At 55.1% G+C, this 7,993-nt stretch carries 5 protein-coding genes; 4 read left to right on the top strand and 1 reads right to left on the bottom strand.

Features of this window, described 5'->3' with window-relative positions:
- Window positions 1–512: 512 nt before the first annotated feature.
- Window positions 513–2,654 (top strand): TonB-dependent receptor, encoded by a 2,142-nt coding sequence (locus QPL98_RS17620; protein WP_303293692.1) that lies wholly within the window; start codon window positions 513–515, stop codon window positions 2,652–2,654.
- 411 nt (window positions 2,655–3,065) lie between these two features.
- Here QPL98_RS17620 and QPL98_RS17615 read toward each other — a convergent pair whose 3' ends face one another.
- Window positions 3,066–4,151 carry an OprO/OprP family phosphate-selective porin gene (locus tag QPL98_RS17615; protein WP_303293691.1) on the bottom strand — a complete coding sequence of 362 codons (1,086 nt, stop codon included), beginning with the start codon at window positions 4,149–4,151 and terminating at the stop codon, window positions 3,066–3,068.
- Between the two features lie 281 nt (window positions 4,152–4,432).
- Here QPL98_RS17615 and QPL98_RS17610 point away from each other — a divergent pair, with 281 nt between their 5' ends.
- From QPL98_RS17610 to QPL98_RS17600, 3 genes are all read left to right on the top strand, one after another.
- Entirely contained in the window at window positions 4,433–5,161 is a 729-nt protein-coding gene (locus tag QPL98_RS17610; protein ID WP_303293690.1) for a TorF family putative porin, read from the top strand.
- Between the two features lie 287 nt (window positions 5,162–5,448).
- Window positions 5,449–6,750 carry a TolC family protein gene (locus QPL98_RS17605; RefSeq protein ID WP_199451736.1) on the top strand — a complete coding sequence of 434 codons (1,302 nt, stop codon included), beginning with the start codon at window positions 5,449–5,451 and terminating at the stop codon, window positions 6,748–6,750.
- A 49-nt stretch (window positions 6,751–6,799) separates the two neighbouring features.
- A complete protein-coding gene (locus QPL98_RS17600) occupies window positions 6,800–7,984 on the top strand; it encodes an efflux RND transporter periplasmic adaptor subunit (RefSeq protein WP_136629913.1) in 1,185 nt (394 codons plus the stop codon).
- The last annotated feature ends 9 nt before the right edge of the window (window positions 7,985–7,993 follow it).

The following is a 7,993-nucleotide window of genomic DNA, read 5'->3' as shown; positions in this document are numbered from 1 at the left end:
TTGTGCCTGAATGCCGGAAACTGGCTAAATAATCGCCAACTTCGACCATGACCACTCGGATCTGGCACTACCAGGCTTGGTCTGCGAAGGTTGTTGGAGCACTATGAGAAATCCGGGCTAGAGTAAATCTCGTGACCCTCCCCGGCAGCCTCTAGTTTATAGAATTACCCGCACACCCTAGGCACTCACAGCATTCTCCAGGGCTGAGAAGGCCGGCGCGCTGGCCAGACCCTACTCTGCCTCAAGCGGTTTCACTCGGCGTCCGGCTTGAACACCGGGCCATGGCGCAGGGTGTTGACGTCATTAGCATCGGCATACCCGCAAGCTATCTGAACAATCCTCTCGGTCGATAAAGGAAAAGCGGGAGTTGACGGTTTTCAGCCTGTTGACACGTTTCGACCCATAAGAATTGGCTATTGACTTAATAGTTACAAAACCATAAAGTTTCGAAATGTAATGCTAATCATTATCACCTGCATCCGGCAAATTCAATGATAACGGAGAACAACCGTATGTTTAGACCTTCCCAACTATCACTGGCTGTGGCGATCAGCCTGGCCCCAGCCATGGGCTCTGCCGCTGGCGATGACCAGCCCCAGACCCTTGAAGCCCTGGAAATCATTGGCGATGCGTCTGCAGCCCAAACTCTGCCGGGGTCAGGCTATGTAGTTGGCGATCAGCAGTTGAAAACCGAGGTTGAGGCCGACATCAACCAGGTATTGAAAACCGTCCCGGGCGTGTATGTACGGGAAGAGGAAGGTCAGGGCCTGCGCCCTAACATTGGCATTCGCGGTGCCACCGCCGAGCGCAGCAGCAACGTCACACTGATGGAAGATGGCGTTCTGATCGCCCCGGCGCCCTACTCCAATCCGGCCGCCTATTATTTCCCGACGCTGAAGCGCATGTCCTCGCTGGAAGTGCTCAAGGGTGCCCCGCTGCTGCGCTATGGCCCGCAAACCACCGGTGGTGTCGTCAACCTGATTTCCACACCCATTCCCGATCAGCGGCAGGGGTATATTGAGACCGTCACCAACGACCGCGGCTCCACCGACGTTCATGTAACCTACGGTGACACGGCCGGCGACTGGGGCTACCTGCTTGAGACCATCCAGCGCTCCGCGAAAGGCTTCAAGGAGATTGACCGCAGTAACCGCGATACCGGCTTTGATATCGAAGACTATGTCGGCAAACTGCGCTGGCAGGGAGAGCGCCAGAGCGTAACCGCCAAGCTGCAGTATTCCGAGGAAACCTCCAACTCGACCTATGTCGGACTGACGGATGCGGACTTCAACCAGGACCCCAACCGGCGCTACGGGCTTTCCAGTCCCGACCAGATGGATAATACTCACTCCGGTGTCAGCCTGACTCATCAGTTCGAGTGGAGCGACAATGTAAGCAGCACCACAACCCTCTATCGCAACGACTTCAAACGCAATTGGTACAAGCTCAGTGGCGCCGGAAACATCATCGACCAGGCAAACGCCGGTGACGCCAATGCCCAGGGTATTCTCGACGGTACCGTTGACACCAGCGGCCTGAATTACAAGAACAACGCCAGAGAGTACGTCTCCCAGGGCGTGCAGACAAACTTCGATGTAAACATTGGCAACCACGAATTCGACTTCGGCGCCCGCGCCCACGAAGATGAAATGGATCGCTTCCAGCCGGTGGATGTGTACGACCAGGTCAATGGCTCCCTGGTGTTCCAGAACAGCGTGGCCCCAACGGGCAGCAACAACCGCTTCGAGACCGGCGAAGCCCTGAGCTTCTGGGCACTCGACAAATGGCAGGCGACGGACAAGCTCAGCATTAATCTGGCCCTGCGCTACGAAGATGTGCAGACCAGTCGCACCCAATACGCGGATCCCGGCCGCACAACCATCGACAGCACCCGCGCCAATGACAGCGCTGAACTCCTGCCCGGCGCTTCCTTTACCTACGACCTGACCCAAAGCTGGCAGGTTCTGGGCGGCGTGCACCGAGGTTTCTCCCCTCTCGGGGGTGGTGCCAGGGCAAACGAAGAACCGGAAACCAGCAAGAACTGGGAGGCTGGCGTCCGCTACTTTGGCAATGCGTTCTTCGCGGAAGTGATCGGCTTCTACAGCGACTTTTCCAACAAGGCTGAAAACTGCTCCGTGGGCTCGCCGTGCAGCAATGGCGCCACCTCTGGCAGCTTTATAACCGGCGAGGCTGAAATTGCCGGTGCGGAATTCCAGCTCCAGACCGGCACCGAGGCGGGCGACTTCTACCTTCCGGTCAGCCTTACCTACACCTTTACCCAGGCGGAAATCAGCAAGGACAATGCTGCCTCTGGCCTGAAAAAAGGCGAGCAGCTCAAAGACGTTCCGGAAAACCAGATGAGCCTGCGGGTCGGCATGGAGCACCAGAGCGGCTGGGACAACTATCTGGTGACTACCTACGTCGATGAGATGTGTGTCAGCGCGGGATGCAACAACACCGCCACGAAACTGGACGAGACCGAGTCCCTGTTCCTGGTCGATTTCATCAGCCGCTACGCACTGACCGCCAGTGCCGATGTCTTCCTGAAAGTGGACAACCTGTTCGATGAACAGCAAATTGTTTCACGTTTGCCCGATGGCGCCAGGCCAAACATGCCACGTACCGCTTCGCTGGGGATCAGCGTTAATTTCTGATCAACAACCCAAGGCCAACTGATCGGCGGCGAGTTCGCCTTTGCATTCTCTCTCTGTCATAGCCCTGGTTTCCAGCCGGGGTTTTCTGGCTATGAGAGACCTAACAACCTAATCCCGACAGACTGCCAGACGACTCCACGTGCGCGTCGGTGCGCCCCTTTTTCAGGAATTGATTATTGCCAGATAGCTATGTACCCAGAAACTTCAGATGAGCTCTATTCAGAGCGGGGCAGACAAAAAAATGGGCAGATGAATATCTGCCCTAAAAACCTGAGTACTTCATTAACTCGCAAGAACTATATCAAGCTAAACTGAACTCTAACTGAATTTTCCGATTGTTTTTTGATCGCAATGTTTCCCGTACCAGTGCCCTAATCAAGTGGTAAGCTTATTCAAGAACCCGCCATGCGGTCAAAACGCATATTGCAACCTTGCACGTACTTCATCTCCACTAGTGCCATTGGCTTCTTCCCCATCCATATAGCTCACGCCAACTCGGACGTTATTGTTGGCGTAATAGTTGAGCCCCAGTGTCGTTTGCTCGCCGTCAGTTGTGGCCAACCCCACGTCACTGTATTTTCCGTCACCATCCTCAAAGCGGGCAACAACTTCCCAGGCCCCTTTGGGTGATGCCGGTTTTACCCGCTTGAATACTCCGGCTTTGTAAGGACGGCTTTCGCCGGTGATGATCCAGCCAAGCTGTACGTAATAGCCATCAACATCCACCTGGCCTTCCTCGGAATCGAAATATTCGGCCTGGGCATGGAAGGGCCCGAAAGCGCCGGCGAGCTCCAGATTAAACGTATCGACCTCATCGGCCTGAGTGTCGGCATCACGCGTGGTATAGCCCGCGCCAAGATGAACAACAGCATTATTCGTTTGAACGGGTGCAAATGTGCCCCGCGCGGTTACTGCCGTGTTATTGAAGTCGTCGCTGCCATCGCCGTCTGCCTCGAAATAGCCGATACCGTAGGTCCAGTTGCTGCCCTTGCCGCTGAGCTGGATGCCACCGCTGCGACCGGGGGCATAACGCTCGGTCATGGCAGATCGCTCAAGCGCTGAGATGTCTTTTGAACTCGTTAATTCTTCCAGGCCGAATGGCTCTTTCTGTTTACCGATAGTCACGGTTGCAGCTGAGCCAAATCCCATGTAACGAATGTACAGGTCTTCAGCAGTACCGCCGTCGGCGCCATCACTTTCAGCGACGTTGAACTGGGTCTTGTACGCCCAGTCGCCAAAGTGGCCCTTGGCGTAGAGGCGTGCCCGGCGCACATCGAAATCGGTAGTGTCAACACCGTTGTCGTCAGACTGCGTGGCGTCGTAATCCCATTGAAGGCGCCCGCCGAGCTGAAAAGACGCAGAGTTATCCGACACTTTCACTTTGATACCGCTGTCGGTATCGATCACAAGGTCTTCGCCGCTGGTCGTAACAGTTCCGGCCTGTGCAGCAGAAGCGGCAGAAATCGCCAAAGCCAAGCCCAAATATTTCTTGCTCATGATCTGTCTCACCTTTTTCGGTTTGGTTGTGTGTGTTGGAGCGCGATTAAAGTCTATTTGGCAAAGATTACAGAATGGTTACAGAGAATGCATCAAAACAGGGCGCTGGTCCGGGCCGGTGACAGGTTCTGGGGCGCTAGGTGTTGCGGTCGTTTTTCGGGGGCAAGCTCAGAATGTGCCGATTTGTCTCTATCATAATGATAAACAAGAATAAATAAGATGTGGCAAGACTTTTGCTAAATCATATTTGGAGCAATGAAACCCAACCGAAGGTATCCATTATGAAGAAGCAGTTTTTCACCAAATCCGGATTTATCAGTATCACTTTGCTTGCAGCACTTCAGGCTGCGCCCGCCATTGTTAGCGCTGACGTCAGCTCAAATGTGAGCGCCAGCAGCAACTATCTGTTCCGGGGCGTCACCCAGACAGACGGGGCTGCGGCTGTCCAGGGAGGGTTGGATTATGAGCATGCGTCGGGCTTCTACGCCGGTGGCTGGGGTTCCAATGTCGATTTTGGTGACGGCACCAGCTATGAGCTTGATCTTTATGCCGGATTCTCCGGCTCTGTGGAAGAACTGGGTTATGACGTTGGGTACATTTATTATGCGTATCCTGACGCGCCGGACTCCATTGATTTCGGCGAACTTTACGGCGAGATCAGCTATGGCATTGCTGCTGTAGGCCTGGCCTACACGATCAACAGCGACACCAGTGGTGATGGGGTGTTCGTGCAGGGGGATGCCTATTACTACGCCTCTGTTGGGGTGCCTCTGGAGGACAGCTACAGTGCCGGTGTGACGCTTGGCTATTACGACTTCGCTGATGACGGCAAGGCTTCTGTCGGCGAGGCAAGTTATTCACACGTCGCCGCCAACGTTACAAAGGATGCGGGAAACTTCGGTTCTTTCAGTGTTAACGTGGAGTACGCGGACATTGAGTCAACCGACGCGCTTGGCTCTGTCAACTCGGATGATCCGAAGTTCTGGCTGGGTTGGAGCAGGAGTTTCTGATCGGCCAAGTGATCACAAGCAATTCAGATCCAGAATAAAAAGCCGGCCCAAATGACGGGCCGGTTTTTATTTATCATGCAAGAACCCACCATCGTGCGCCTGCCTTGACGCCCGGTGACTCGACATCCTCGCCCTTACCTCTGCCCCCCCCCCTGCCGCCAAAGCTCATTTCTTATCCGGTGCCTGAATTTCAAACTGTATTAAAGGTTTGTCTGTAAGGTCGTTCCAGATTCCCACGCAAAAATGCTGACTCACTGACCTCAGTCAAACAGCCAGGATGATACTGAATGAACAAACGATTGTTGTTGTGCGCGATGATAGTTCCGGGAGCCTTGGCCGTCTCTCCTATGGTGTCGGCCCAGGCAAAAGAGAGTGTGTCGCTGAAAGAATATCAGCAGGCCAAAGCCAGCCAGGCTGTTTCCCTGAACCAGGCCATGGTGATGGCTTTCGAGAATAGCCCGGTATTGGCTTTGAGGCGGGCCGCGGTCTCGATACAGCAGGGACAGCTTGATCATGCCAGCCGCTGGGCGCCGAGCAATCCAGAGTTTGAGTTGGGGGCCCGTCAGGCCCCGGATCAGGCCGACGAGTCCCTGGAATATGGGGTGAGGGTTACTCAGGAGATCTGGATGGGTAATCGCGGCGACCTTGGGCAGTCGCGTGCCCGGAGTAATCTCACGTCCCGGCAACAGGAGCTTGAATACCTGAAGGTAGCCACCAAGGCGCGGGTGCGGGCCGCCTATTTCCGGATACTGCTGGCTCAGAAAGAGTTGGAAACCGCAACCCGTGCCGTTGAACTTATGCAACGCACCAAAGACCTGGTTGAAATGTCCGTAAAACAGGGTAAACAAACCCGGATTGATCTCAATACCGCAGTCATTGGGCTTGCCAGGGCCCGGAATCAAAAAGCCTCGGCGGAACAAAAGCTCGAGCAATCAAAAATTGACCTTACCGAAGTGCTCGGGGTGTCCCCCTCCGATGCCGTTGGGGTGACCGGCGAGCTTGATGTGACGCTCGAAGACCTGCCTCCGACCAGCCAGCTTGTCGAGATGGCACAGAGTCAGAGAGCGGACCTGAAAGCGGCGGCCGCCAGAATTGCAGCGGATGAATCTGGCCTTGAAGTTGCGAAAAGCCTGACGATTCCAAATCTGAAAGTCTTCGGATTTTATGATCGTGAGGAAGGCTCCAACCTTTTCGGTGCAGGGGTGTCGATGCCTTTGACCGTTTTCCATGATTATTCCGGTGAGCAGAGACAAGCTGCTGCGCGGCTGAAAACCTCCGAGCTTGAGGCAGAGGCCTTGCGCCTGGCTACAGAGCGTCAGGTTGTGTCGGCTGTGGCCCGGTATAAATCCACCGCCGTTCGGCTGCGCCAGATGAACGAGTCGATCCTGGAGCGTTCAGAGGAAACATTACAACTGATGCAGAAAGCATTTCGGGCGGGCAAGGTCGGTGCCTCGGATGTTCTGGCAGCACAGGACAATCTCCTGTCGGTAAGGCAGGAATACGTTCAGGCGCAGAATGATTATATCGATGCCGTCCGGGCGCTGGAGATAAGCACAGGAGGTGCTCTGTCGATGTCAGCCGGTTCCTGAGGGTACGAAATTCAAAACTGACCGTTCTTTAAATAGCGAGGGTGAATGAATGATTCGCAATCTGAAGATATTTTTAATAGTTGCCAGCATTCTGAGCCTGCAGCAAGCATACGCTGCCGGAGAAGCTGGAGGTGACCAACACGGTGATGAAAGCGTCGAGCATGCCGGAGAGGAGAACCAGTCCCGCCAGATCCATCTGACGCCGGAGCAGACAGAGTTATTGTCCATTGAGACGGTGACGGCTGCCAAGGGGCGCGCTGGCGCAATTGTTACGGCACCTGCCGAGATTCAGTATGTGCCGGATCGCGTGGCCGAGGTTGGTCCGCTGTTGGAAGGAAAGTTGACGGGGTTGGTGGTTGACCTGGGGGATTACGTCAAGAAAGGGCAGCTATTGGCAACCTTGAACAGTGTGGAGTTGGCCCGGATTCGCTCCCGGTTGATCTCGCTGGAGGCCCGTAAAGAAGCAGCCGAGTCAGACTACAATCGCGAAAGACAATTGCAGGACCAAGGTATTTCCAGCGAGGAAGAATTTCTTGATGCCAAGGCGATCTACCTTGCCACAAAAGCGGAGTACGATTCCGTGCGGGAACAACTGGCGGTATACGGTAGTGAGTCGCCAGGTGACAGTGGGGGGCTGGCGCAATACGCGCTTCGCTCACCCATTGAGGGGCGTGTCGAACAGATGCCTGTCCGGCTGGGTCAGACGTTAAGTCCATCGGATACGCCTTTCATCGTGGCAGACACCTCGGTTTTGTGGGCCATTCTTCAGGTGTCGGAATCCGATATTGACCAGATTTCAACGGGAGACGAGGTTCAGATTGCCTCCAGGGATTCAGGTTCTGACCGGTTTCACAGTGGGCAGGTATCCTGGGTGTCGAGCATGCTGGATGGAAAGACCCGCACCATCCCCGTTCGCGTTGTACTGAAGTCTCCCAGGGGCGACCTTCGCCCGAATACCTATACCACCGCCAGAATCATGACGGAAGCGGAGGCATCACTGCCGCTGGTTCCGGATGATGCGGTTCAAACCATTAGCGGTGAATCTGTTGTGTTTGTTCCGGGCGATGAGAAAGGGGCTTACAAGGCTGTTCCCGTCACGCTTGGCAAGGAAGCAAACGGCTTGATTGAGATCAAGTCCGGGATCAGCGCGGGCACGGAAGTGGTTTCAGTAGGCGCTTTTGATCTGATGTCGGCCATTACCGCCAGTGGCCGTAGCGCCGCTCACGGACACTAAAACCCGGGG

The organism is Marinobacter sp. ST-43, assembly GCF_030541085.1.
GTDB lineage: Bacteria > Pseudomonadota > Gammaproteobacteria > Pseudomonadales > Oleiphilaceae > Marinobacter > Marinobacter nauticus.
The sequence above is the reverse complement of the archived record's forward strand: the minus strand, read 5'-3'. Positions and strand labels throughout refer to the sequence as shown.